The sequence below is a fragment of the Pantoea sp. DY-5 genome, from assembly GCF_019795955.1.
GTDB classification, from domain to species: Bacteria; Pseudomonadota; Gammaproteobacteria; order Enterobacterales; family Enterobacteriaceae; genus Pantoea; species Pantoea leporis.
This window is the reverse complement of the sequence record NZ_JAIMIE010000002.1, coordinates 457,814-482,602: the sequence shown is the minus strand read 5'-3', so window position 1 is coordinate 482,602 and position 24,789 is coordinate 457,814. Positions and strand designations below refer to the sequence as shown.

Genomic DNA, 24,789 nt, shown 5'->3' with positions numbered 1-24,789 from the left:
GGGCGACAATCGCGCAAAGTGTACCACGCCGGAGATTCCATGAGCCAACTTGAACTGACCAATCGCACACTGACGCTGCACCGCTTCCCGCCAATGCGTGAGGAAAGCCCGCTACAGGCGTGGGATTCCGCCGATGAATACCTGTTGCAGCAAGCGCTGCCTGAGGGACCGGTTTTGGTGTTCAACGACAGCTTTGGCGCGCTGACTTGCGGGTTGGGTGCACGTCCGGTGTGGCACGTCAGCGATTCACTGCTGAGCGAACAGGCGGCAAAACAGAACCTGCGACTCAATGAGATGGATGAAGATCAGGTGCATTTTCTCGATAGCCTGGCGCCATTGCCGGCCGCACCGGCGGTGGTGATGATCAAAATCCCCAAAGCGCTGGCGCTGCTCGAGCATCAACTGCGTGCACTGCGCGAAGTGGTCACGCCGGACACGCTGATTCTGGCGGCGGCGAAGGCCAAAGATATTCACAACTCCACGCTGCAACTGTTCGAGCGCATCCTCGGCGAGAGCAAAACCTCGCTGGCGTGGAAAAAAGCGCGTCTGATTTACAGCCGCTTCACTGCGCCGCAATTAGCGGATCAGCCCGCCACCACCGTTTGGCCGCTGGATGATTCTGAGTACCAGATCCACAATCACGCCAACGTGTTTTCCCGCGCGTCGCTGGATGTGGGCGCACGCTTCTTTATGCAGCATCTGCCTTTTGACATTGAAGGGGAGATTCTCGATCTGGGTTGTGGCAATGGCGTGATTGGCTTGCTGGCGCTGGAACAGAACCCAAACGCGGACGTGCTGTTTTATGATGAATCCTACATGGCGGTGGCATCAAGCAAACTGAACGTGGAAGTGAACCGTCCGCAGGATATGGCGCGCTGTCAGTTTCGCGTTAACAACGTGCTGAGTGGCTTCCCGTCCGATCGCCTGCACGCGGTGCTGTGCAATCCGCCATTCCATCAGCAGCACGCGGTGACCGATCATCTGGCATGGCAAATGCTGCGTGATGCGAAACGCTGCCTGCAGTATGGCGGCGAGTTGCGCATCGTCGGCAACCGCCACCTCGGTTATCACGTCAAAATGAAAAAGCTGTTTGGCAACTGCGAGCTGGTGGCGTCCAACGCCAAGTTCGTGGTACTGCGTTCGGTCAAACTGCGCTAATTACACACTCAGCGCCAGTTCGGTCGCCTGAGCGATGGCGCGGCGAGCATCCAGCTCCTGCGCCACATCCGCACCCCCAATCACACGTACGGATTTGCCAAGCGCGCTGAGCTGATCCGCCAGCAGGCGCAGCGGTTCCTGTCCGGCACAAATCACCACGTTATCCACCGCCAGCGTCATCGCTTCGCCCTGATGACGCAGATGTAATCCGGCGTCATCAATCTGCAAATATTCGACGTCGCCCCACATCTGCACGCCATGCGCCTGCAAGCTGGCGCGGTGGATCCAGCCGGTGGTTTTCGCTAAGCCTGCGCCCGGCTTGCCGGATTTGCGCTGCAGCAGCCAGATTTGCCGATCGGCGGGCTGTGGCTGTGGCGCAATCAAACCGCCACGCGCCTGCAGGCTAAGGTCGATGCCCCAGCTTTGGTAAAAATCGTCATGGCTGGTTTGATGCAGCAGAAACTCGGCGGTATCAAAACCAATGCCGCCCGCGCCGATAATCGCCACGTGTTTTCCCACCGGTTTTTTATCGCGTATCACATCGAGGTAGCTCAGCACGCTGGGATGATCGATGCCAGGAATCGTCAGCTGGCGCGGCAAGATACCGGTTGCGATGATCACTTCGTCAGCGGCTGCCAGTTCGTCTGCGCTGACGCGATGTTCCGTTTTAATCGTTACGCCTGCGGCAGCAAGTTGGTGACGGTAATAGCGCAGCGTTTCACTGAATTCGGCTTTGCCGGGAATCTGCCGGGCGATATTAAATTGTCCGCCAATTTGCGCATCGGCTTCGTAAAGCGTGACCTGATGGCCGCGCTGCGCCGCCTGCAGCGCGAACGCCATACCCGCGGGTCCCGCGCCCACCACCGCCAACTGTTTCGGCTGCTTGGTGGCGATCACCGGCATCAGCGTTTCGTGGCAGGCGCGCGGATTCACCAGACAAGAGGTGATTTTGCCGATAAAGATTTGATCGAGGCAGGCCTGATTACAAGCAATGCAGGTGTTAATGGCTTCGGGTTGGCCGGTTTCTGCTTTACGGACGAAAGCCGCATCGGCGAGGAAAGGGCGCGCCATCGAGACCATATCAGCGATGCCATCACGCAAAAGCTGTTCAGCTACATCGGGATGGTTGATGCGATTGGTGGCGATGACCGGCACCGATACGCACTCGCGCAGATGCTGCGTGACCCAGGCAAAACCGGCGCGCGGCACGCAGGTGGCGATGGTGGGAATACGCGCTTCATGCCAGCCAATGCCGCTGTTAAACAGCGTAACGCCGCACTGCTCCAACGCTTGCGCCAGCGATAGCGTCTCTTCCAGCGAGCTGCCGTTATTAACCAAATCGAGCATCGACAGGCGGAAGATAATGATGAAGTCGCTGCCGACGGCATCACGCACCGCTTGCGTCACCGCTAACGCAAAGCGCTGGCGTCGCGTCACATCGCCGCCCCAGCCATCCTCACGCCGATTAGTGTGCGCCACCAGAAACTGGTTAATCAGATAACCTTCCGAGCCCATGATCTCCACGCCGTCATAGCCGGCCTGTTGCGCCAGCTTGGCGCAGTGCGCGAAGTCCTGAATGGTTTGCTGAATATCCGCATCGCTGAGCGCTTGCGGCGTAAAAGGATTGATCGGCGCCTGCAACGCCGAAGGAGCAACCAGATCGCGTTGATAGCTGTAGCGGCCGGCATGCAGAATTTGCAGCGCAATTTTCCCGCCTTCTACGTGCACCGCATCAGTGATGATGCGGTGCCAGCCGCACTGATTTTCCTGGTTGAGGATCGCTCCGCCTTGTGCTACTACGCCTTGCGGATTGGGCGCGATTCCGCCGGTGACAATCAGCGCCACGCCTTCACGCGCGCGTTCAGCGTAAAAGGCCGCCAGACGCGCTGCGCCCTCGGCGTGTTCTTCCAATCCGGTATGCATCGAACCCATCAGGAAACGGTTTTTTAGCTGGGTGAAGCCCAAATCGAGTGGGGCGAACAAGCGGGCATAATGTTCAGACATGATCACATACTCAGGGAGTGGTCGGATGAGTGAACTCTAGCGGGATTTTGCAGGGAAGGAAATATTGGGCGTGAAGCCTGTGAGAAACATCAAAAAAAAGCAGGGCGGTAAGTCGCAGACGAAAGATTCGGACTCTTTCGCCAGGCACGGGAAGAAACCTACTCGCCCTGTAATAGCATGAAGAAGGGGCTAATAAATTAGCTCTGTGGTTATTAATTCCTTTATAACTCAATCTTTTTAAAAACTGTCCGGGGTTAGGACAAGGCATATCATGCCACGCCATAACGTTATTAATCAGCAAGACTAGTCTTGATTTTTCTTTCAACACGCACCATTGCGACGTGCCAGTTCAATAATATCGACCAAATTCTTTGATTCCAGTTTCTGAAATATTTTAGTTTTATAAGTACTGATGGTTTTATTATTCAATCCCAATTCGTAAGCGATGGTTTTATTAGATTTACCTTGGGCTAGTTGGCGCAAAATTAAGTTTTCACGTTCTGTAAGCCGAGAGAGCATATCTTGCTCGTTCACGTAACGCTGACGTTTATCTAAAATATCACCGGGAAGGTAATTCACATTGTTAGATACACAGCCAATAGCTGCGATGAGCGTTTGAATCGGATCGTAGGTTGATATAAAGCCATTTGCTCCTTGGCTAAGTGACTGTAATGAAACGGGATTGCTTCCGCTGTGGCCTATCAGGATAACTTTCATCCACGTCTTGGATTTAACGATATCACGCAGAAAAGCAATACCGTTTTTCTCTTTGAAGTCTGGGTCCAGTATGAGTATATCGATGTTGTGATGAATAATATCATCAATACCATCGTTAATTGTGTGCGCAGTAGTGACACAATTAAACCCGTTCATTAATAATAAAGCCTGCACGCCGGCGGCCACCAAACGATGCTCATCAACGATGAGAATTTTTGCATTAAACATATCTCTCCCTTTAACGACACCGAAATGATGACGCTGGCGGCCATTATGTCCGGCTGATTAATAGGGCGAACCGAGAAATGTCTTGATAAGATTATGATTCTATAAATCCTGCTGATTTTTCAGACGATGTTTCTCAAATTCTTGCAAAGCATCATTAACACGAACCATCTCCCGAAGAATTTGCTTGATTAATGATTGCACATCGTGTGCTTCTTCTCGATGTTTCTCCAGCATGCGCCCTAATTCAGTCAACGCAGTGGCATTAATTATTGCTGCGCCACCTTTCAGTTTGTGACCAAGCAGAGACAGAGTGCTGGCATCCTCTGTCTGCTGCAGAGACATTAATAATTCATCGTGGCTGGTTCGTATGCTTTTGAGCAATGCCAGACAGCTTTCGCTATCACGATCGGCCAACTGTGTTAACAGCAGCGGAAAATGGGCGATGCCAGATTCCGGAGAAATTGTGGGGGAGGCCAACGGTTCTGGATGCACATCGTTACGGCGAGTGCAATGCGCAACCTGAAGCAGCAAACTGTCTAAGTTCAAGGGCTTAAATAGGCAATCATCCATGCCTGATTGTAAGCAGCGTTGCATAATATGCTGTTCAGCCGATGCCGTAAGACCATACAACTTAATTGGCATTAACTGATGCACTTTTTCATAGTGACGCAATGCTTCTGCGAACTGGAAACCGTTCATGCCCGGCATATTGCAATCAGTGATGATGAGATCGAAACGCAGTGGATCCTGCTGCCAAAGTGTCAGCGCCTCGGCAGCACTTTCACTGACTATCACCTGGTGCCCAGCCAGTTCAAGCTGTTTGCCTAGCAGTAAGCGATTCGGAGCGTGATCGTCGATAATCATGACTGATAACTTGTCTGAGACTAGCGGCTGTGAAAAATGGGGTTGGGTTTGGTCGCGCGGTTCGCCTTGCTGGGCACGAAAATAAAAGGAGAACACTGCACCTTCGCCCGGCGCACTTTCTACGATGAGTTCACCATCCAATAAATGCGCCAAATTACGGCAAATACTTAAGCCCAAACCGGTACCGATCTGCTGATGATGGCGATCCCCCACCTGTACAAAGGGTTCGAATATGGCATGTTGCTGGTCTTCCGTCATGCCGCAGCCCTCATCGCTGACTTCAATGACGAATTCGCAACCTTCCTCTTCCTGTCCAATTCCCTGCATCAGCACAACAGTGACGGTACCCTGTTCAGAAAACTTAATAGCGTTACTCAGCAGGTTAGAAAGAATTTGGTTAAGCATCAAGGGATCCGTTTTCACCCAATAAGCGGCGATATCCATTTCAATACGTAGCTCAATTCCCTTATTCTCCGCTTTATTGCGAAACAACGTTACAGCTTGATCGAGCACGTCAGGCAGATAAACGGTTTCTAATGTCGGTTGATAAATGCCCGACTCTATTTTGGAAAGATCGAGAATATCGCCAATCAATGACAGCAGCGCACGGGCCGAGTTATAGGCAACACGGATGTTTTCCGAGAGAGAATCCTCCGGTTGCAAGCGCGTTTCTAGCTCGAGCAGGCCAATCATTGCATGCAGCGGTGTGCGAATTTCATGGCTCATACTGGCAAGAAATTCACTTTTTGAACGATTGGCTTTGTCCGCGGCATCTTTTGCCAACTGCAACTCCTGAAGTAGTGCATTCCGTTCGGTGATATCCAGCCAGCCTCCAATCACGCCTGCTACATCACCATGTCTATCGCGAAATGGCAGTGTCCAGTGATAAAGCTGGAATGAAAACTGATCTAATTCAATGTGAATATCACGTATGACGGCTTCGCCATCCAGAATGGTTTTCTGGTAGCCATCTTCAATGCTGTGGATGCTGGCATTATTTCCGGCGAGTACGTCCGAAAGACGTTTCCCAATAACCTCCTCCCGTCGAAAATTCATAAAGCGTAGATAGGCGTTGTTACAGTCAACCAGGCGTGTTTGTTTGTCGCGGATGTACATGGCGACCGGCGAATCGTTGAACAGCGTATGAGTAAAATTAAGCTGATTTTTTAACGCATTTTCGGCCCGAATACGTTGCTGAATAACCTTCCGCAGATGGCGGTTCCACAGCAAAATAAGCGCGATCAAACCGCTTGAGACCGAAACAATAAGCAAGATGATTTGTTTATAGTTCTGCCATGACGCACTCAGGAACGGCATCTCTGCCTGACGCCATTGCGCCAGCAATTTGAACATCGTTTCAGGTGGAATCGCGATTAATGCTTTATTGAGGATACCAACCAACATTTCATTACCGGGCTCGACGCGCATCACAAAGCGTGCCGGCTCTGCACCCAACGTCGTTTCGACAATAAAGTCCTCTGTATAATGGTTGTGGAGCAAGTAATCCGCAAAAATCTTCGGCAGCACGACCGCATCAATTTCATGCGCCTGCAAATCATGCAAGGCCTGCAAAGGGTTATCGCTGAAGGCAATGTTGAGATGGGGATAATGCAGCAGCATCCAATCTTTCATCTGCCGGTTGCCCAGCATTAGAGCAGAACCAAAGGGGAAAGGATCGCGAGCCATAATATTACGTGGTCGTTTATGGCGAATAATAACCCAGTGTGAAACCAGCCATGGTCGGGTTACCCGCTGAGGCGACATTTCATGGTTGAGGATCTCTAGCGCATACAGACGTGGAGAATTTTTCGCTGTGTAATCGCCGCTACTTTCCTTCTGATCTACTGGAATAAATGTCATCTCACTTTGGTCGGTAATCAGACCTAATACATCAATGATCATGCCGCGAAACGGCATGCTGCCTGTATGGCTACTAAGTGGAGCCAGGGTTTGCGGTAGGGCGGTAATGATATGCTGGTGTTCATCCAGCCATTTTTCCTCTTCCTGCGTCAATGCCAGCGGATTGCGCTGCAGAACATGATGCGTATCAAGCAGCCAACGCTTCGCTATTTGCATACGAATGGAGAGAGGAATTTGTGTTAAAGCAAGATTGATCGCACCGGCCAGTTGCGGATAACGCGGGCTAATGCCAAAGCTGACATTCATCGCGAGAGTGTGGTCATCTTTGGTTATTTCCAGCGCATTAGCGAACATGAAGCGATTGAGGTGCGTAAGAGTGGCGGCGCTGCCCCAGACACGCTCTGTTTGACCATAAACGGTTGCAGCGACAGCATCGTAGTAACCTGGAAAGCGAACTAAAAGGTCATGCTTATAAGTCTCTTCTAAATCCCCTCGCAGCAATGCTGAACCCGACCAGGCCAGGCGACGAGGTTCATCGTCATTTAGTGCAGTGTTCTGTTCAGATTTAAAACCGATCGCTGCGTAATCCAGCATCCAGGGTTCGCTGGCGATCAAGGGTTGCTGCCCCGAAGAGGGTTGAGCCACATAGAGTGCTAATAGATGCATTTCGCCCCTGATCACGGCTTCCTGCGCAGCGCTGTGGCTGGCGTAATAATGGAGTTCTACCGTGGTATCCAGCATATTTTGAATCAGCGAAAGATAATCTGCGCTTACACCTTCAAATCGTCGGGTATCCATATCCATAAACAGAGGCGGTTGAGGTTGTCCAGCGACGGCGACTTTAAGTATCTGATGACGAAACTCTGAAGCAATAGGCTCAGCTAATTGCAAGGTAGGTTGAGCTGTATCATATCGCGCCAGTAATTGCAGTTTTTGCTCTGATGCCATTAATGAAAAAGAAAGAAGAGCCAAAAAAAACAAGGCTGCCAAACGGGGATTCCTGATGTGAATTAGCACTCTGCTCACGTGAACATATTCATTAATGGCTATAAGGAATGTGGAGTATAAAGATATTATTGTCTTTCGCCCGCTCTATTCTTTTACTGTTAATATTTTGCGACCATTCTCAAATTTTCTATTTTTAGTGAAAGAGTGCCTGTGATGGTGATGTTAAGATATGATGAATATTTATTGCTTTATTCAGTTAGTTAGATTGCTCCTTTTCTTTCAAGACAATTCTTATGTGGTCTTGTTAAGGAGTTAAGTCAGACTTTTCCCACTTTTACGTGAGCAGGCAAGTAAGAATCTATCACGGAAAAATATAAACCTAAAAGGGGTATATAAAAATGACCGCTATTAGGGTGACGCTATCGATTTAGAATTCTGATGTTGTGAAGGCTATTTTTTCACAGCTGTTGTAATCGACACCATTTATTTATTGAAGCGGGTGTGACAGTCAGAATTGGACAAAGTTAATGCTGTAATAAAGGAATAAACAAATGGTATATGCACACAATAAACAAGTGCGTGTGGCTGTCCTTGATGATCACCCCATGGTCCGTACCGTTTTCGAGTTGTGTTTGAAACATGAGCCCGATATTCATTTGGTGGGTACCTGGGCTTCAAGTAATGAATTATTTAATCAGCTGAGAAATACCGTGGTTGATGTGCTGGTACTGGATTTCCTGCTGGGTGAACGAGAACTGGATGGTTTGGCGCTGGTGAAGCAACTGCGTAATCACTATCCACAGCAAAAAATTCTGATCTCCTCATCCATGGAGAGCCCGGCGATTGTCAAAATGGTGCTAAGCGCTGGCGTGAAGGGTTTTATTGGCAAAAGTCATAATATGCAGGAAATTACCCATGCGATTCGTCAGGTCGCTCAGGGCCGTTTGTTCTTGTCTAAAGAAGTCGCTTACGAGGTAGAAAATCTCTATGTCATGAGCGAAGAGTCGCTGGATGACAGCCTTGATTTCAGCAGCAAAGGCAACATGTATGAGAAGGTGAAAACCCTCAGCCCGCGCGAAGTGGAAGTGGTACGTTGTTTCCTTGATGGTTTGAGCGTGTCTCAAATTGCCGTGAAGTTTAAACGCAGCCGTAAAACGGTGAGCGGGCAAAAACAATCGGCGCTGAAAAAACTCGGTTTGCGCTCCGATTCTGAGCTGTTCAAATACAGCCACGACCTGATGTCAGGTTATTAATGTTCTTCACAGGTGGCTACTTACGGCCGCCTGTTTCCTCTTCTGCATCGCATACTTCACGTTCCAGGTAACACCTTTCCGTAACATGTCTCCCGGTGATCTTCATCACAGTTTTAAACCGCATAACCCGGTCTGATGGCCCCCATTGCGACAGCACTTATGGGGACGTTATGAATATCGAAACGCAATCCGGCGTCATCACCGGAAAAAAACAAGTCAGCGTTGCATCACAGCAGGTGAAATGGGACGGCAAAGGTACGTTGGTGCGCATTACGCGCGGCGGGATTTGTGGCTCAGATCTGCATTATTATCAGGAAGGTAAGGTCGGCAGCTTCGAAATCAAAATGCCGATGATTCTTGGCCATGAAGTGATTGGTTATGTGGTGGAGAGCGACAATCCAGCACTTAAACCAGAACAAAAAGTCGCGGTAAATCCCTCTAAGCCGTGCGGCGCGTGTAAGTATTGCCAGCGCGATCAGGAAAACCAGTGCACCACCATGCGATTCTTCGGCAGCGCAATGTATGTGCCGCACGTTGATGGCGGTTTTACCCAATACAAAGTGGTGGATAGCGCGCAATGCGTGCCGTTCCCGCAGGATGCCGATGAAACGATCATGGTGTTCGCAGAGCCGCTGGCGGTCTGCATTCACGCCACGAAGCAGGCAGGCGATCTCACCGGCAAGCACGTGTTTATCTCGGGCGTGGGTCCGATTGGCTGCCTGATTGCGGCGGCGGCCAAAGCGCGCGGCGCGGCTTCTATTGTGTGCAGCGATATCAGCGAGCGTTCACTGGAGATGGCACAGCAAATGGGCGCAACCGATGTGATTCATGCCGCAGATGGCGACTTCGCGCCTTATCTTGCCGACAAAGGCTATTTCGATGTCGCATTTGAAGCCTCCGGCCATCCTTCTTCGCTGCAGCGCTGCCTCGATGTGGTATGTGCCAAAGGCACGCTGGTGCAGGTTGGTATGGGCGGCACTATTCCCAATTTCCCGATCATGGCGCTGATTGCCAAAGAGATTAATCTGGTCGGCTCCTTCCGCTTTACCCATGAATTCAACACCGCCGTCGAGTGGCTGGCCACCGGCGTAGTAAACCCGCTGCCGCTGTTCAGCGGTGAGTTCGCCTTGCAGGATATTGATGCCGCGCTGCAGTTTGCCGGCGATAAAACCCGTGCCGCTAAAGTCCAGTTAACCTTTTAAGGAGCAGTGATGAGCCAGTTATTTTCCCTCGAAGGCAAGCGTGTGCTGCTGACCGGTTCGGCGCGCGGCATTGGATATCTGCTGGCGCGCGGCCTGGCGGAAGCCGGTGCAGAAGTGATCGTCAACGCCACTACGCACGAAGGCGCAGAGAAGGGCGCGGCGCAGCTGCGTGAGTTGGGCTTACGTACGCACGCCAAAGCGTTTGATGTCACGCAATCGGCGCAGGTGAAGCAGGCGGTAGATGAGATCGAAGCGGAGTGGGGCGCGATTGATGTGCTGGTGAATAATGCCGGCATCCAGCGTCGTCGACCGTTCCTTGAATTCCCGGAGCAGGACTGGAATGACGTTATCGCGGTCAACCAGACCGCCGTATTCCTGGTTTCGCAAACTGTGGCGAAAAAAATGGTCGAGCGTCAGCAGGGTAAAATCATCAATATCGGTTCGATGCAGAGCGAATTAGGGCGCGACACCATCACGCCTTACGCGGCCTCCAAAGGCGCGGTGACTATGCTGACGCGCGGCATGTGCGTGGAGCTGGCGCGTCACAATATTCAGGTGAACGCCATTGCGCCGGGCTATTTCGTCACGGAGATGACTCAGGCGCTGGCTGACGATCCTGCCTTTACCGGCTGGCTAACCAAGCGCACGCCAGCCGCTCGTTGGGGCAAACCGGAAGAGCTGATTGGCGCGGCAGTGTTCCTTGCTTCCAGTGCATCGAACTTCGTTAACGGGCATCTGCTGTTCGTTGACGGTGGCATGCGCGTCGCCGTGTGATGACCGGGCGCGGCTGGCATTATCATCGGGCCGCGCCTAAACCTTAATCACCCCTCTGTATTCCTAAGGATAATAAAAATGCCAATAACCATCATTGTGCTGGGTGTGATACTGCTGCTGGTGTTGATGATTGTATTTAAGGTCAATGGCTTCATTGCTTTGGTGTTTGTCTCGGCGGTGGTCGGTATTGCCGAAGGCATGACGCCGCTAAATGTCATGGCCTCGATCCAGAAAGGTATCGGCTCTACACTGGGCGGATTAGCGATGATCCTCGGCTTCGGCGCCATGCTCGGGCGGCTGGTTTCCGATACCGGTGCCGCACAACGCGTGGCCACCACGCTGATCGCCGCTTTTGGTAAAGAGCGGCTGCAATGGGCGCTGGTGGTGACCGGACTGATCGTTGGCCTGGCGATGTTCTATGAAGTTGGCTTCGTACTGCTGCTGCCGCTGGTATTCACTATCGTGGCGGCTGCCGGTTTGCCGCTGCTGTATGTTGGCGTGCCGATGGTGGCTGCGCTCTCGGTCACGCACTGCTTCCTGCCGCCGCATCCCGGCCCCACGGCGATTGCCACCATCTTTGGTGCCAATCTCGGTACCACGTTGCTCTACGGCATGATCATCACCATTCCAACGGTGATTATTGCCGGACCGGTTTTCTCTAAGTTCCTTAAAAGCTTTGAGAAGTCACCGCCGGAAGGGTTGTATAACCCAAAAATCTTCACGGAAGAGGAGATGCCGGGCTTCGGTATCAGTATTTTTGCCGCAGTGATTCCGGTGGTGCTGATGGCGATTGCCGCCGTCTTCGAGTTGACCACGCCGAAAGAGAACGCGCTGCGTCAGTTCTTCGAATTCATCGGTAATCCGGCAGTGGCGCTGTTTATCGCGGTGGTGATAGCGGTGCTGACGTTGGGGCTGCGCAATGGCCGTAAGATGGAAGAAGTGATGGATATGTGCGGCGAGTCGATTGCCGCCATCGCCATGATCATCTTTATCATCGCGGGCGGCGGTGCATTTAAACAGGTGCTGGTGGATAGCGGCGTAGGTAACTACATCGCCGATATGATGAAGGGATCGTCACTGTCACCGCTGCTGATGTGCTGGACGGTTGCGGCAATGCTGCGCGTGGCGCTGGGTTCAGCCACGGTGGCGGCGATCACCACCGCCGGTATTGTGACGCCAATTATCGCGGCCACGCATGCCGATCCGGCCTTGATGGTACTGGCGGTGGGTTCCGGCAGCGTGATCGCTTCACACGTGAACGATCCCGGCTTCTGGCTGTTCAAGGGTTACTTCAACCTGAGCGTGGTGGAAACCCTGAAAACCTGGACGGTGATGGAGACGCTGATCTCAATTCTCGGTTTAGCCGGCGTGTTGGCGCTCAATGCCATAATTCACTGATCGATAAAGCTTCACAAGGACGTGAAGCCCTTAACCGCGCGTGCGGATCCACGAGAAACGTGACTGATAGCCGCTGTCAAAATGGGTGTTGTAGCGATAGCTGGAACCCGCTTCCGCCATGCAGTAGGTACAGACGTTTAGCACTTCAATATGTTCCGCCACCACCCCCCGCTGTAACAACAAGCCTCGCGCCAGGTTAGGCAGATCAAACCAGATTCCATCCTGCTGGGCCCGCGCCTGCGGACGGATCGCTTGTGCGTTGTGCGGCTGCTGGGTGGAGTAGGGTAACGGCGGAAGATCGTGACGATCCTGCATCTGTGTCACCAGATCGTTACCCAGTTCATAGCAGCACGGCCCGATCGCTGGACCAATTACCACACGCAGCGTTTCACGGCTGGCGCCGCGCTCCAGCAGACGATCAATCGCGTTGTTCAATACGCCACCGAGCGTGCCTTTTAATCCGGCGTGCACCGCCGCAACCTGCTGTTGTTGCGGGTCGGCAAATAACACCGGCAGACAATCGGCGGTATACACCGCGACCGGCAGATGATCTTCGCCAATCAAGCCATCCGATTCGCAACGCTTAGGCGGGATGTTTTGGCTTGCCAGCAACACATTGGCGCTGTGACGCTGTTGACCATAAGCCGCCTCTGCCGGAACGGGCTGGCCAGCCGGCTGAAAGGCGTATTCCAGCCAGGAAAAGTCATCCAATAGTCTTGATCGTGGACCGCTGTGGGGGTGCTGTACCATAAGTGTCTCCTCTCACCAAACCGCTGCTTTCTGCTGCCCACAGCTTACGTTAACTGCTACATTTTTAAAGCTTTACAAAAACTGACCCTAATCACTTAAGGATGAAATGATGAAGAAAACCACCTTGCTGGCGGCATCCGGCTTAATGGCGCTGGCATTAACCGGTTGTGCGCAGCCTTCTAAACAGCAGGCTCAGCAGCAGCTCGGCCAGCAATCGGTGCTGGCAGTAAACTGGTTCCAGCAATCCGGCGAATATCAGGCATTGAGTTGGCAGTCATTTAACAGCGCGCGCATGGCCTTCGATCAGGCGCCATCGCTGGCGGGTAAACCGAAAGCGGTTATCGTCGATTTAGATGAAACGATGATTGATAACAGCGCCTACAGCGCGTGGCAGGCGAAAAACGGCCAGCCCTTCTCGGGTAAAACCTGGTCAGCGTGGACGCAGGCGCGTCAGGCAACGGCCGTTCCGGGCGCAGTGGAGTTTGCCAACTACGTCAACAGCCACGGCGGCACTATGTTCTATATCTCCAACCGCGACCAAAAAGATTTTGCCGCAACGGTTGAGAACCTGAATAAGCTGGGCTTCAGCGGCGTGAGCGAGAAAACGGTGCGCTTGAGTACCGGCAATTCTAACAAGCAAGAGCGCTTCGACGCGGTGAAGAATGCCGGTTACAACGTGGTGCTGTATGTGGGCGACAACCTCAATGACTTTGGCGGTTCAACCTGGCATCAGGGAAATGCGCAGCGTCAGCAGTTCGTTAGCCTTAATCATCAGCGTTTTGGCACCCAATTTATCGTGTTACCGAACCCGCTGTATGGCGACTGGGAAAGTGGTATGGCGGAAAACTACAACAAACTGACGCCTGAGCAGCAACTGCAGGTGCGCGAAGCGCGTATGAAAGCGTGGAACGGTAAATAATTCGTCAGGTAAAATAGCGTCTGCTTAGGCAGGCGCATTCATGTCCTTTTCAGGTCCATCAATATTTACATAACTCCGTAACTATTATTCCCCTCACTGTTTTCCTGATCTCTTACTAAATTCATGGCAACTTAATGGCGAAATATCTCGTCTTATTTGCTGAATGGCAGTGAATCTCACTAATCATAAATTTTTTAATTAGGATTTCTCCCAGATCATAAGGATTAAATTATAGTGTCGCTAAAATAGCATATAATTATTGCGTGTATTGTTTTGTAATTGCACCGAAAATATCACATTTAAAATCTCTCTTATTTAATTGTTAATAATACTTTTTATCGAGCCTGCTTATCATTCCGCTCCTTGCATAAACTTACCTGATTCATACGTTTACTGAAGTTTACTTTACAAAAAGGTTCGTTTTGTCGACGTCAGAAATATTCATGATGCAAGGTAATGCTTAAGCGTCTATAAACTATTTTTGTGAGGAAGTTCTGCTTTCATCCTCAATGGTTCTCCATAGCCGCGTTTAATGACGTCGCTATCTGCCTGAAAGCGATCTTTTTAAATGTTGAGAGAAGATTATTGTGATGACCCTGAAACCCTTATTAGTGATAAATCGTACTCTGGCTTTGCGGTGCCGCGCGCGGTTAATTCAGCCATCTGCAGAGGAATCAACGCCATGAATTTAAGCACGCTTCGTCAGGATATTCCGGCTGGTTTTGTGGTGTTTCTGGTCGCGCTGCCGCTCTGTCTTGGCATCGCGCAGGCGAGTGGATTGCCGCCCTTTGCGGGTCTGCTCACCGGCGTGATTGGTGGGGTGCTGGTGACTGCGCTGAGCCCCTCGCGTTTTGCGGTTAGTGGTCCGGCGGCGGGATTGGTAACGATTGTGGTCGCGTCGATCGCCACGCTAGGCAGCTTTTCCGCCTTTCTCACCGCGCTGATTCTGGCGGGTGTGTTGCAGTGCCTGTTTGGCTTACTGCGTGCAGGACGTTTTATCGCCTTAGTCCCGAGCAGCGTGATTAAAGGCATGCTGGCGGCGATTGGTATTTTGCTGATTATGCAGCAAATTCCGGTGGCATTCGGCGCGGCGGGCGATGTCGAGCTGCTGTCGCTGGTCAACGGGGAATTTCGATTTTCGCGCAGCGCGATGCTGGTTGCGGGCGTGGGATTGGCAATTCTATGGCTGTGGACCACGCCGCTGATCAAGTCAGTTAAAGCGCTGAGCTGGATGCCTGGCCCGCTGGTGGCGGTGCTGGTGGGCTGTGCCGCCACGGTGTTTGGCGATCGCCTGTTTCCAGCCTTAGCAGAAGGCTTGCCGCGTATCACGCTGCCAGCGTTCGACAGCATGTCGGCGCTGGTGGCGGAGCTGGAAACGCCAGATTGGCAAGCGTGGCAGAACCCTGCGGTGTGGGTGGTGGCGATAACGCTGGCGCTGGTCGCGAGCCTTGAAACGCTGCTTAGTCAGGAAGCGCTGAAGAAACTGCGTCCGCAACATCCTGCACCTTCACCCAATAAAGAGATGTTTGCCCAGGGCATTGGGAACCTGACCGCCGGGTTCCTTGGCGCGATGCCGATTACCGCGGTGATCGTGCGCAGTTCGGTGAACGTCAGCGTTGGCGCGCAAACCAAACTGTCGATTCTGCTTCATGGTGTGCTGCTGCTATTCTGCGGCCTATGGTTCAGTAATTTGCTTAACACGATTCCCCTTGCCAGCCTTGCGGCGGTGCTGCTGTATACCGGCTATAAGCTGGCCACGCCGCGCCTGTTCATTGAGCAGATACGTATGGGACCGCAGCAATATGTGCCATTCCTTGCCACCATCGGCGGCATTATCGTGTTTGGCATGCTGGCCGGCATCGGTATTGGCATCGCTACGCAAATCCTCTACAGCATTTATAAAAGTCATCGCAACGCCTTACAGCTCACGCGTCATGACGATCACTACGTTTTACGCCTCAAGCAGAATCTGACCTTTATGCACAATCCAAAACTGCAGGGATTACTGGCGGAGATCCCTGAAAACAGCGTGGTGATTGCTGAGCACGACAATGCCCAATATATGGATCCTGATGTCAAAGCGGTGCTCAAAGACTTTGGCGAAAACGCACGCGAACGTGGCATTCGTCTGAGTCAGTGGCCTGTTGCGGTGAAATAGCAATAAGTCTGCGCTGGAACAACCGTTTTAAAACTAAAAAATCGGATATCTCGGATAGCCGATTTTTTTATTTGCAGGGCATAATTGCCGCAAGTTTTATCCTTTATCTCTGGCGTTTCCACAATGCCATTAGGCGCGACGCTGCTTTTTATGGCTGGTTGAGCGCCGCCCAGCCGCAGAGTAGGATGACGAACACTTGCTTAATTACCGAATCATCGCACGTTTATTTCCGGTTTAATGCTTGCTGATGCTTATAGCTGATGGCGGCACTTTCCAGGTTACAGGGTTCAGACGTATGCGCGTTATGCTGTTTGAAGAGAATAATTTTAAAAAGAATGCTCTCACGCTGTTCTTCATTACGCTGTTTTTCTGCTTCATCGGCAGCCACTTACGTATCCCCGAAGAGTTCTCGCTGTTCTGGCCGGTGAATGCGCTGGTGGCGGGACTGATAGTGCGGAATCCGTTTTTGCACACCACCTCCAGCTATCTGGTGTGTTTAAGTGCGATGGTTTTTAACGACACGGTATTTTCCGGCTGGGCGCTACCGGCGTTTACCGTCAATTTCGCCAATATTCTGTTTATCCTCGTCGCGGTCAGCATGCTGATCAAACATCTGCAACGTCCTTCCGCCCACAGTCAGGTGTTCAATGCTATGCGCATTTTCCCCGCCTGTTTTCTCGGCGCGGCGGCTTGTGCGACCTGGGGCGCGTGGGCGCAGGATATCGATTTCAATGCGCGCTTTATCGTGGCGTGGGGCGACTGGTTTAGCGAACAGTTCTCCACTTCGCTGATGCTGTTGCCGGTGATGCTGGCGCGCCCGCTGCGTACGGTTTCCCCGCGCACCTTACTGCATCCCGGCAAACTGCTGCCGCTGGCGGCGGTTATCCTGTCGCTGATCGTTGGGGCCTTAATTGGCGGGGCCGGCAGCCTAACGTTCCCGCTTCCAGCGCTGATCTGGTGCGCTATCGTGTTGCCGATTCCGTTGACCAGTTTGGTGATCCTGATAACCGGTATCACCGAGATTGTGCTGGTGTCACACGGAGTCATGAATATTCAGGGTGACGATGCGTTGCTGCCGATTAGCCATCTCACCTCGGCACGGCTTGGCGTCGCCACCGTTGCGCTCAGCCCGCTGCTGGTGGCGGTGAGCATGGATGCCATTCGCCAACTCAATCATCGCCTTGCACTCCGCGCTAATTTTGATTTTCTCACCCAGTTGTTGTCCCGTTCCGGTCTGTATGAAAGCCTGCGAAATGAACCTTTTTCGCTGCAGCGTGAAGCGGGCGTAGTGATGCTCGATGTCGACTATTTCAAAGCCATTAACGACAACTTTGGCCACGATGCCGGTGATTGCGTGCTGGAGGAGATTGCGCGACGTATTCAACGCGTGGTTGGCAATCGTGGCATGGTGTGTCGCTTCGGTGGCGAAGAGTTTGTGGTGGTGGTGTTCGATTGTAGCCATAGTCAACTCTATCAGCTGGCCGAAACGGTTCGTCAGGCGATGGTCAAAGAGAAGTTCTGGATTCAGGGCAACACGGTAACGGTAACTGCCAGTTTGGGTCTGGCGCGCGGCAGTGCGCAGACGGAACGTGAATGGCCGAGTGTGATTAATCGTTTAGTGTCAACGGCGGATAAAAATCTCTATCTCTCCAAACGCAATGGCCGTAATCAAACCTCACCTGCCATGGAGTCGCGCAGCATGATGAATGACGTGGCTTGAGCCACGTCATGGCGATTTAAACGCTGCTTTTAAGTTGGCTGATCTGCTGGTGACGTTGCTGCGCCAGCTCAATCAGACGGGATATCAGATCGCTGTAGCTCAAGCCTGCTGCCTGCCATAACTTCGGATACATGCTGATGTTGGTGAAGCCAGGCAAGGTATTCACTTCATTGACAATGATCTCGCCGCTCTCTTTCAGAAACACATCAACACGCGCCATGCCAAAACACTCAAGCGCCTGAAATGCAGTAATCGCCACCTGACGAATCGCATCGCTGGCTTCATCGCTGATCGCTGCTGGCACCACCACCTGCGCACCGCTTTCGCTGATGTATTTGGTGTCGTATGAGTAGAAGGCATCATGAACCACCACTTCGCCACACGGGCTGGCTTGTGGCGCATCGTTGCCGAGCACCGCACACTCAATCTCGCGTCCCTTGATCCCTTGCTCTATCAACACTTTGCGGTCGAACGTAAAGGCCAGATCCAGCGCGGCATCGAATGCTTCCGGGCTGTCCACTTTGCTCACGCCGACTGAGGAGCCTTGGTTAGCCGGTTTGATAAACAGCGGCAAGCCAAAGCGCGCCATTACGGCCTCAGCATCAATGTTCGCGCGCTGTGCCTGCGTCACGCTCAGCCAGGGTGCGACGTTCAGCCCGGCATCACGCAACAGGCGCTTAGTGAAATCTTTATCCATGCTGACGGCAGAACCGAGCACGTCAGAGCCGACAAACGGCAGATTCGCCATGCGTAATAAGCCCTGTAGCGAACCATCTTCACCCAGCGTGCCGTGCACGATGGGGAAAATGACATCCAGCTGTGAAAGCGGCTGCGCTTGCTGACGGGTAATCAGCTGCTGGGAAGAACTTCCCGGAACCAGTGCGACATTTTCACCTGAACGATTTAGGGCAATCAGCTTCGGATTCTCAGCGTTGAGCAAGAATCCCGAGGCATCATTGAGATGCCATTCGCCCTGTTTATCAATCCCCAGCAGCACTACCTCATATTTGCTCTTATCGATTGCTTCAAGGATATTTTTGGCTGATTGTAACGACACTTCATGCTCGGCCGATTTGCCGCCAAACACGATCCCTACGCGCTGTTTTACCATTGCTATTTGTCCGATTGCGATAAAGCGAGTCAGTAAGATAACACGCCCAGGACAGCCATCAACAGCCTTGCATTTTCCCACTTAAGGCTGTGCAAAAAAGCCCGCCTGGCGCCTATAGTCACGAATTTAAACAATTATTCATCACCGTTTGAGACAAGTCTTGGACTGCTCAAAACCTGCCATCTGTCAGAATTTTCCCAATTCAAACAGGTGCAACGGTGGGCAATGTGCTCACCGTTTTTTGTCAGGTTTACAGGAGTCGGGAAATGGTCGACCAGAAGCAGGATGCTGTGGAGCAGGATGCGCGTTCTGTTGCTCGTATTGAAACCACGGTGGATGACACGCTGTTAAAAAGCGTGGCTTGGATCTGCAAACATTATAAACGTGAGAAAAGTAAAGAAGCGCTGGTGGCAGGTTTGCCAAAAGCGACATTGCTTTCACCATCACAAGCTATGACAGCGCTGGAAAATGCAGGCATTACCGGCGGCATGGTTGAGCGTCGTCTGCAGGATCTCCCGGAGCAGTTGATGCCGATGATTCTTCTGCGCAAAGAGGGCGGCGGTTGCATTGTACTGTCGCGTCGTATTCATACCAATGAAGAAAACCAACGCGAATTGCGCTTCCAACTGGTGATGCCAGAAGTGAGCGCTTCAGCCGTTGAGATGAGCCTGGCGGAACTCAATGAGATTTACGCTGGTTTCGCTGTGATGGCGAAACCTGCTGCGGTGGTCGATGAGCGCGCCAGTGAAATGCTGCCGGAAGTAAAAGGCCATTGGCTGTTTACCACGTTGTGGCGCTATCGCCGCTATTACCGCAGTGCCGCGATTGCGGCGGTATTGATCAATGTTCTCGGCCTTTCCAGCATCTTCTTCACCATGAACGTCTATGACCGCGTGGTGCCAAACCAGGCATTCGTGACGCTGTGGTCACTGGCGATTGGCGTGACCATTGCGATGATCTTCGAAGCGGTCACGCGTTTCGTGCGTGCACATCTGCTGGATATGGCCGGTAAAAAAGCCGATTTGGTGCTCGGCAGTATGCTGTTCCGTCAGGCACTTTCGATTCAGATGGAACACAAACCCGCTTCCTCCGGTACTTTCGCCAACCAGATTCGTGAGTATGAATCGGTGCGTGACTTCGTGGCGTCTGCCACGCTGGCGGCGATTTCCGATCTGCCCTTCATTCTGATGTTTGTTGGCGTGATCTTCTTTATCAGCGGTCCGCTGGCGATCATTCCTCTGATGATGATCCCGCTGATCATCATCGTCAGTGCCGCGATCCAGTGGCCGCTGGCGCGCATCATGAAAGAGAACCTGCGTGATGCCTCACTGAAACAAGGTGTGTTGATTGAGTCGGTTGAAGGTATGGAAACGCTGAAAGCGGTGGGCGGTGAAGCGCACATGCAGCGCCGCTGGGAAAACTTCAGCGCACTGCAATCTGCTAACTCGATGAAATCCAAACGTTACTCGACGCTGGCAACCGGTGTGGTGACGTTCCTGCAGCAGTTCCAGACGGTGATGTTGGTGGTGGCCGGTGTTTATCTGATCAACGAAGGTACGTTCACCATGGGTGCGATGATCGCCACCGTGATGCTCGCCAGCCGCGCCACCGGCCCGCTCGGTCAGGTTATTGGTTTGGCTGTTCGTTACCAGCAGGCAAAAGCAGCCTTAACCTCGCTCAACAAGCTGATGGAGATGCCTGTAGATCGTGACAGTAGCAAAACCTATCTCACCGATCCGCCGCTGAGTGGTGAGATCACGCTGACCAACGTCAACTTCTCCTATCCGGCACCGCCAATGAAGCCAAACCCGGAGATCCTCAAAGATATCTCGTTGAGTATCAAAGCCGGAGAACGTGTCGCGATTCTGGGCCGCATCGGTAGCGGTAAATCCACCTTATTGCGTGTGATGGCGCGTCTCTACCAGCCGGTGAAAGGTCAGCTTTCGGCCGATGGTCTGGATGTTAACCAGATTGATCCAGCGGACTGGCGCAAGGCGGTGGGTTTTGTCGGTCAGGATGCGCGTCTGTTCTACGGCACGCTGCGTGAGAACGTGATGATTGGGCGTCCGGACGCCACCGCCAATGAGCTGCTACGCGTGTTGAATCTGACCGGTTTGGATCACGTCGCCGCACGTCATCCAAGCGGAATCAATTTAACGGTTGGCGAGGGCGGTGAAGGCTTGTCCGGCGGGCAACGTCAGCTGGTTTCCCTGGCACGAACACTGCTAACCCGGCCTAAAGTGCTGCTGATGGATGAGCCAACTAGCGCCATGGATAGCATGACGGAAAACCAGTTCCTCGCGCACTTACGTCGTGCCAGTGAAGGACACACGCTGATTGTGGTGACGCATCGTCCATCCATTCTGGCATTAGTCGATCGCATCATCGTGGTGGAAGAAGGAAAAGTGGTCGCGGATGGCCCGAAAGATCAGGTGCTTGCCGCGCTGGAAGGAAAGAATAAAGCGCGCCAACAGCCGCGTCAGGCGGTCGAACCGGCGGTACGTGCGCCAGCTCCCGCTAACGATTCAGCGCCGACGGATGCAGCAGCAGAGGAGGCCGCAGTATGAACAAGTTAATGCCATGGCGTAAGAGCGAGAAAGGTATGTCCGCTGCTGATGCCGAATTTATGAATGACGTGCAGGCTTCTCTGCTGTCCCAAACCACGCCGGGTTCCAAGCTGGTGATGTGGATCATCATCGCGGTGTTTGTTGGGGGGCTGACTTGGGCCAATTACGCACGAGTAGAAGAGATCACCAAAGGTGATGGCAAGGTCATCTCACGCAGCCGTGAACAGGTTATTCAAAGCCTGGAAGGGGGCATTCTGGCAGAGATGAATGTGCGCGAAGGAACGGTAGTAGATCGCGGTGATATGTTGCTGAAAATTGACCCAACGCGCGCCGAATCCAGCTATCGCGAAGTACTGAGTAAAGTGGTGGGTCTGAAGGGCAGCATTGCGCGCTTACGTGCTGAAGCTTATTCACTGCCACTGGTGTTTGATGAGCAGGTCAAGAATGATCCAGCCGTTGTGGCGCAGGAAACTAAAGCCTATGAATCGCGTAAACGTGCGTTGAGTGACAGCGTCAGCTCGCTGCAACGCAGTTACGCCCTTTCGATGCGCGAAATTCATCTGGCTGAGCCGTTAGCGGCCAAAGGTCTCTTGTCGGAAGTCGAACTATTGCGTATGCAGCGTCAGGCCAACGATATTCAGGCGCAAATCGTCGAACGTCGTAACCGCTATCAATCTGATGCCCATACCGAGCTGGGCCGCCTGGAATTAGAACTGAGCCAGGTTAGCGAAAACCTCATTGGTCGTGCTGATATCGTTGATCGCACTACGATTGTGGCCCCGGTGCGCGGCACGGTGAAAAACGTACGCGTTAACACCATTGGCGGGGTTATTCAGCCGGGTGAGCACATCCTCGAAATCGTTCCGCTGGAAGAGCAACTGCTGGTGGAAGGGAAAATTCGTCCGTCGGATGTCGCCTTCCTGCGACCTGGTTTACCGGCCAAGGTGAAAATCACCGCCTATGACTTTGCCATCTATGGTGGACTTGATGGTCACGTGGAATATATCAGCCCGGATACCCTAAAAGACGATCAGAAAGCCGCCAGTGGACGCCCGGATGATACCTACTATCGCGTACTGATCCTGACGGACAAAAGCACACTGCATGCGGGCAATAAAGATCTGCCGATCATTCCCGGCATGATCGCTACCGTCGAGGTGCGCACGGGTGAGAAAACCATTCTCGATTACCTGCTGAAGCCGGTCCTGAAAGCCAAAGAAGCATTCCGCGAGCGTTAATAATCATGAAAAATAATCACAAGATGCGCCATACACAGGCGCGTCATCTCTCTCTGCTTGCCGTTTGTATTGCAGTTGTGATGGCGCCAGCGGTCAACGTGATGGCTGATTCCACCAGTGAGTTAATGATGTTTGCGGAAATGAGTGGCCAGCGCCCTGTCGCTACGGCGCCTGCGCCGGTGGCTCCAGTGCGAGCTCCGTCGATGTCGGTAGCGCCGGTGCGCACGCAATCTGCGGCTCCGGTAACTTTTTCCCAGCCGGCAAGAACAGTAAATGCACCCATTGCACCGCCTGTGGTCGTTGAACTTCCGCCGCGCAATGGAATTGTGCAGCAAGCTGCACCGATCAGCAGCAAGCCGATTCAGCCTGCTGAAATTCAGGGTGGCGGCTTCCTGACTGAGGAGCAACGTCGTCCAGAACCAAAACCGTTCAATCCGATGCAACCGGCGCGCAATGTTAGCCAGCAGCAGCCTGCAGCAACGATGACCTATGCTCCGGCTGAAAGCGCTAAGGCGGATTTTAACTATGTTAGCCCGCCTGTGGATACCAGTGCAGCAGTAACGGCTTCACCCGTTACTTTAAGCGGCGGAGCCAATGAAACAGTTGCCGAGAGTGAAATACGACAAAAGTTTCTCTCTGCTGCACGCATTACCTGGCGCATTAGTCCGTCATTGAAATCCTACATTGCCCAAGGCGATGCCGCCGCAGCCAGTGTGGATGAAGCGAAAGGGCAGCGCTGGCCGCAGGTTGATGTCAGCGCCGCTTCCGCAACCAAAGAGTTTGGTAGCGGGACGAAGAATTATGAATATCAAGGTAATACGCCATCTTTAGGTATATCAGTGGCGACCAACCTTATCGACTTTGGCCAAACCAGTCGCACCATCGAAAGCCGTGAAGAGCGTGTGACATCTGCGCTGCAAGCAGTGCAGGCACAGCGTGAAGACCTGGCGATGCAGGTCAGTAATGCCTTGATTGAGTGGAATAAACAGCAGCACGTTATCGCTATCAGTAAGCAGTATTTGGCGCGTATGGCGGAGCTGACCAAAATGCTCAGCGGTATTGTTCAGTCAGATACTGGACGTCGCAGTGAACTGACGCAGGCAAAAGGGCGCTTATTGCAAGCGCAAAGCTACCTGGAAAATGCCGAGTCTCGCGCGCGGGATGTTGAAATCACCCTGAATCGCCTGATGGGCAACAGCCGCGTGACGTTACCAGCCAGCGATAAGTGGGCGCTTTCCTTTGGTGATTTAAACCGCCAACTGACGAGTCTGGATGTCCATCCTCTGATCTTGCGCGCCAGCGCCGAAGAGCGAGCAGCCTTCAAAGAAGCGGAGGCAATCAAAGCTTCTGGCCTGCCAAAGCTCAACTGGACGGTTAGCAAAAATACACGTGAAGATCAGCTCGGACGCCAGCAGGCATGGCAAACCGGCCTGAACGTTAGCTGGGGCTTATTCCGCGGTGGTTCAACCAACGCCCAGGAAATTGCGGCGATTAAACGTGCCGAAGCGAGTCGTCAGCAGGTGCAGGAACAGCGGCGCGATCTGGAAAACCGTGTGCGTGCTGCCAGTCAGAATGCACACTCAACAGCTGAACGAGCCGTGTTGTACAAAAACCTGATTGTGGAATCCGATCGTATTCGTAAGGACTTCTTTGATCAGTGGTATCACTTAGGCCGCCGTTCATTGCTGGACGTATTGAGTGCAGAAAGCGATCATTACAACAACCAGATCAGTGAAGTTAGCAACCGTTTCGATAGCTATGCCGCCATTATCAGCGGATACGCTAACTCGGGCACGCTAAGTCGTTGGCTAACGACGGGGCGATAACAATTCGATACACCCGCTTCGGCGGGTTTTTGTTTTAACCCAACGTAAACGAACGGGCTATTTGAGTTGGCAACGCTGCGTAAGTCACTTTAGA

General features: G+C 52.6%; 16 protein-coding genes. 11 read left to right on the top strand and 5 right to left on the bottom strand.

Annotation, left to right across the window (positions count from 1 at the left end):
* The first annotated feature begins 39 nt into the window (after positions 1–39).
* Positions 40–1,158: a 23S rRNA (guanine(1835)-N(2))-methyltransferase RlmG gene (rlmG, locus tag K5Y30_RS10425; RefSeq protein ID WP_110867387.1), complete on the top strand. Its 1,119-nt coding sequence runs from the start codon at positions 40–42 to the stop codon at positions 1,156–1,158.
* Here rlmG and K5Y30_RS10420 read toward each other — a convergent pair whose 3' ends face one another.
* The 3 genes from K5Y30_RS10420 to K5Y30_RS10410 form a co-directional block, all read right to left on the bottom strand.
* On the bottom strand, positions 1,159–3,162 hold the full coding sequence (locus tag K5Y30_RS10420; protein WP_222211329.1) for an NADPH-dependent 2,4-dienoyl-CoA reductase: 2,004 nt from the start codon (positions 3,160–3,162) through the stop codon (positions 1,159–1,161). It lies immediately after the preceding gene.
* 321 nt (positions 3,163–3,483) lie between these two features.
* Entirely contained in the window at positions 3,484–4,107 is a 624-nt protein-coding gene (locus K5Y30_RS10415) for a response regulator transcription factor (protein ID WP_222185363.1), read from the bottom strand.
* Between the two features lie 99 nt (positions 4,108–4,206).
* Entirely contained in the window at positions 4,207–7,821 is a 3,615-nt protein-coding gene (locus K5Y30_RS10410) for an ATP-binding protein (protein ID WP_255606623.1), read from the bottom strand.
* A 509-nt stretch (positions 7,822–8,330) separates the two neighbouring features.
* Here K5Y30_RS10410 and K5Y30_RS10405 point away from each other — a divergent pair.
* The 4 genes from K5Y30_RS10405 (at position 8,331) to K5Y30_RS10390 (ending at position 12,406) form a co-directional block, all read left to right on the top strand.
* Entirely contained in the window at positions 8,331–9,032 is a 702-nt protein-coding gene (locus tag K5Y30_RS10405) for a response regulator transcription factor (protein WP_222185364.1), read from the top strand.
* Positions 9,033–9,202: 170 nt separating this feature from the next.
* Positions 9,203–10,234, top strand: a complete 1,032-nt coding sequence (gene idnD, locus K5Y30_RS10400) for an L-idonate 5-dehydrogenase (RefSeq protein WP_222211327.1) — start codon at positions 9,203–9,205, stop codon at positions 10,232–10,234.
* Between the two features lie 9 nt (positions 10,235–10,243).
* Positions 10,244–11,008, top strand: a complete 765-nt coding sequence (idnO, locus tag K5Y30_RS10395) for a gluconate 5-dehydrogenase (protein ID WP_222211325.1) — start codon at positions 10,244–10,246, stop codon at positions 11,006–11,008.
* A gap of 78 nt (positions 11,009–11,086) precedes the next feature.
* Complete coding sequence (locus tag K5Y30_RS10390; RefSeq protein WP_008103467.1) at positions 11,087–12,406, top strand: gluconate:H+ symporter; 1,320 nt, start codon at positions 11,087–11,089, stop codon at positions 12,404–12,406.
* Positions 12,407–12,436: 30 nt separating this feature from the next.
* On the opposite strand, the gene K5Y30_RS10385 is transcribed toward K5Y30_RS10390, so the two are convergent.
* The gene (locus K5Y30_RS10385) at positions 12,437–13,156 is read right to left on the bottom strand and encodes a polyphenol oxidase family protein (RefSeq protein ID WP_222185367.1); all 720 of its coding nucleotides are present in this window, start codon (positions 13,154–13,156) and stop codon (positions 12,437–12,439) included.
* Positions 13,157–13,265: 109 nt separating this feature from the next.
* Between K5Y30_RS10385 and K5Y30_RS10380 the strand changes: the two genes are divergently transcribed.
* The 3 genes from K5Y30_RS10380 (at position 13,266) to K5Y30_RS10370 (ending at position 17,953) form a co-directional block, all read left to right on the top strand.
* On the top strand, positions 13,266–14,075 hold the full coding sequence (locus K5Y30_RS10380) for a 5'-nucleotidase, lipoprotein e(P4) family (RefSeq protein WP_222211412.1): 810 nt from the start codon (positions 13,266–13,268) through the stop codon (positions 14,073–14,075).
* A gap of 682 nt (positions 14,076–14,757) precedes the next feature.
* Entirely contained in the window at positions 14,758–16,233 is a 1,476-nt protein-coding gene (locus K5Y30_RS10375; protein ID WP_222211324.1) for a SulP family inorganic anion transporter, read from the top strand.
* 295 nt (positions 16,234–16,528) lie between these two features.
* A complete protein-coding gene (locus K5Y30_RS10370) occupies positions 16,529–17,953 on the top strand; it encodes a GGDEF domain-containing protein (RefSeq protein WP_222211323.1) in 1,425 nt (474 codons plus the stop codon).
* Between the two features lie 16 nt (positions 17,954–17,969).
* Here the strand turns inward: K5Y30_RS10370 and ddlA are convergent, their stop codons facing one another.
* Positions 17,970–19,064, bottom strand: coding sequence for a D-alanine--D-alanine ligase (ddlA, locus tag K5Y30_RS10365; RefSeq protein ID WP_222211322.1), 1,095 nt, complete (start codon positions 19,062–19,064; stop codon positions 17,970–17,972).
* 266 nt (positions 19,065–19,330) lie between these two features.
* Here ddlA and K5Y30_RS10360 point away from each other — a divergent pair, with 266 nt between their 5' ends.
* From K5Y30_RS10360 to K5Y30_RS10350, 3 genes are read left to right on the top strand one after another with little or no spacing between them, the layout of a single operon-like run.
* A complete protein-coding gene (locus K5Y30_RS10360; protein WP_222185371.1) occupies positions 19,331–21,631 on the top strand; it encodes a type I secretion system permease/ATPase in 2,301 nt (766 codons plus the stop codon).
* Positions 21,628–22,869: an HlyD family type I secretion periplasmic adaptor subunit gene (locus tag K5Y30_RS10355; protein WP_222211321.1), complete on the top strand. Its 1,242-nt coding sequence runs from the start codon at positions 21,628–21,630 to the stop codon at positions 22,867–22,869. The genes K5Y30_RS10360 and K5Y30_RS10355 overlap by 4 nt, the downstream gene beginning before the upstream one ends.
* A gap of 5 nt (positions 22,870–22,874) precedes the next feature.
* Entirely contained in the window at positions 22,875–24,695 is a 1,821-nt protein-coding gene (locus tag K5Y30_RS10350) for a TolC family protein (protein ID WP_222211320.1), read from the top strand.
* Positions 24,696–24,789 lie beyond the last annotated feature (94 nt).